Annotated in this window: 1 rRNA gene; it reads right to left on the reverse strand. The window is 50.0% G+C overall.

Going from position 1 to position 3,095, the window contains the following annotated elements:
• Positions 1-16 precede the first annotated feature (16 nt).
• A 23S ribosomal RNA gene (locus tag TT13_RS10655) occupies positions 17-2,931 on the reverse strand.
• Between the last annotated feature and the right edge of the window lie 164 nt (positions 2,932-3,095).

Here is a 3,095-nt window from a genome sequence, read left to right on the forward strand (position 1 = left end):
TACACTGCACTTCAACTTGGTTAAGTCCTCGAACCATTAGTACTAGTCCGCTCCATGCGTCGCCGCACTTCCACTTCTAGCCTATCTACCTCATCATCTCTGAGGGGTCTTACTTCTTTCGAATGGGAAATCTCATCTCGAGGCGAGTTTCACACTTAGATGCTTTCAGCGTTTATCTCATCCGTACATAGCTACTCAGCGATGCGCCTGGCGGCACAACTGATACACCAGTGGTACGTCCACCCCGGTCCTCTCGTACTAAGGGCAGCTCCTCTCAAATTTCCTACGCCCGCGACGGATAGGGACCGAACTGTCTCACGACGTTCTGAACCCAGCTCGCGTACCGCTTTAATGGGCGAACAGCCCAACCCTTGGGACCGACTACAGCCCCAGGATGCGATGAGCCGACATCGAGGTGCCAAACCTCCCCGTCGATGTGGACTCTTGGGGGAGATAAGCCTGTTATCCCCAGGGTAGCTTTTGTCCGTTGAGCGATGGCCCTTCCATGCGGAACCACCGGATCACTAAGCCCTACTTTCGTACCTGCTCGACTGGTAAGTCTCACAGTCAAGCTCCCTTGTGCCTTTACACTCTGCGAATGATTTCCAACCATTCTGAGGGAACCTTTGGGCGCCTCCGTTACCTTTTAGGAGGCGACCGCCCCAGTCAAACTGCCTGCCAGACACTGTCTTCCACCACGCTTAGTGGTGTGAGTTAGAGTGGTCATACAACGAGGGTAGTATCCCACCTGCGCCTCCTTCGAAACTTGCGTTCCGATCTCTACGGCTCCTACCTATGCTGTACAAGCTGCACAAACACTCAATATCAAGCTACAGTAAAGCTCCATGGGGTCTTTCCGTCCTGTCGCGGGTAACCCGCATCTTCACGGGTATTTAAATTTCACCGAGTCTCTCGTTGAGACAGTGCCCAGATCGTTACGCCTTTCGTGCGGGTCGGAACTTACCCGACAAGGAATTTCGCTACCTTAGGACCGTTATAGTTACGGCCGCCGTTTACTGGGGCTTCAATTCGTACCTTCGCTTGCGCTAAGCACTCCTTTTAACCTTCCAGCACCGGGCAGGCGTCAGCCCCTATACGTCATCTTACGATTTTGCAGAAACCTGTGTTTTTGATAAACAGTCGCCTGGGCCTATTCACTGCGGCTGTGCTTGCGCACAGCACCCCTTCTCCCGAAGTTACGGGGTCATTTTGCCGAGTTCCTTAACGAGAGTTCACTCGCTCACCTTAGGATTCTCTCCTCGACTACCTGTGTCGGTTTGCGGTACGGGCAGGTAAATACTAACTAGAAGCTTTTCTTGGCAGTGTGACGTCACGAACTTCCCTACTTTATTTCGGTCCCCATCATAACTTGTCCGTATAGGATAAAGCATTTAACTCGATCCAAGACTTATTATTTAGCCCAGCATTTCCAATCGCTGGGATTCGTTAGCCTCCTGCGTCCCTCCATCGTTCAAACATATTCACCTGGTACAGGAATCTCAACCTGTTGTCCATCGACTACGCCTCTCGGCCTCGCCTTAGGTCCCGACTAACCCTGGGTGGACGAGCCTTCCCCAGGAAACCTTAGTCATTCGGTGGACAGGATTCTCACCTGTCTTTCGCTACTCATACCGGCATTCTCACTTCTATACGTTCCACCAGTCCTCACGGTCTGACTTCTTCACATATAGAACGCTCTCCTACCGCGCCACTTACGTGGCACCCGCAGTTTCGGTGGTGTGTTTAGCCCCGGTACATTTTCGGCGCAGAATCACTCGACTAGTGAGCTATTACGCACTCTTTAAATGGTGGCTGCTTCTGAGCCAACATCCTAGTTGTCTATGCAACTCCACATCCTTTTCCACTTAACACACACTTAGGGACCTTAACTGGCGATCTGGGCTGTTCCCCTTTTGACAATGGATCTTATCACTCACTGTCTGACTCCCGGACATACGTCATTGGCATTCGGAGTTTATCTTAATTTGGTAACCCGAGATGGGCCCCGCACCAAAACAGTGCTCTACCTCCAAGACGCTACATTCCGAGGCTAGCCCTAAAGCTATTTCGGAGAGAACCAGCTATCTCCAAGTTCGATTGGAATTTCACCGCTACCCACACCTCATCCGAGCATTTTTCAACATGCACCGGTTCGGGCCTCCAGTGCGTTTTACCGCACCTTCACCCTGGACATGGGTAGGTCACCTGGTTTCGGGTCTACACCCACATACTATGTCGCCCATTTCAGACTCGCTTTCGCTTCGGCTCCGGTCTTTCCACCTTAACCTTGCATGTGAGCGTAACTCGCCGGTTCATTCTACAAAAGGCACGCTATCACCCATTAACGGGCTCTAACTTCTTGTAGGCACATGGTTTCAAGAACTCTTTCACTCCCCTTCCGGGGTGCTTTTCACCTTTCCCTCACGGTACTGGTTCACTATCGGTCACTAGGGAGTATTTAGCCTTGGGAGATGGTCCTCCCGGATTCCGACCGGATTTCACGTGTCCGGCCGTACTCAGGATCCCGACGGGAGCTCGTTTATTTTCGTTTACGGGGCTATCACCCTGTCTCGCTCAGCTTCCCAGCTGCTTCAACTAATAAACAAGTTTGTAACTCCACAATGTCGGTCCTACAACCCCAGAGTGCAAGCACTCTGGTTTGGGCTTGTCCGCTTTCGCTCGCCGCTACTGACGGAATCGATTTTTCTTTCTATTCCTGTTGCTAATGAGATGTTTCAGTTCACAACGTCTACCTTCTTACTGGCTATATATTCACCAGCAGATAACTAGCATAAACTAGTTGGGTTCCCCCATTCGGAAATCTCCGGATCAAAGCTTACTTACAGCTCCCCGAAGCATATCGGTGTTAGTCCCGTCCTTCATCGGCTCCTAGTGCCAAGGCATCCACCATGCGCCCTTAATAACTTAACCTAACGACTTCGTCGTTATCTAAGTTTGAGTATGTGACAATTAAGTCACTTGCGATTTTTAATCTCTAAAACTCAAAAAATTACGCAGTGTAATTCTCGGTGTAATTAATATAAATATTAATAACTAAAAATTTACAAATAGATTCAGTTTTCAAAGAACTAAAT

This window comes from Weissella oryzae SG25 (assembly GCF_000691805.2).
Classification (GTDB): domain Bacteria; phylum Bacillota; class Bacilli; order Lactobacillales; family Lactobacillaceae; genus Weissella; species Weissella oryzae.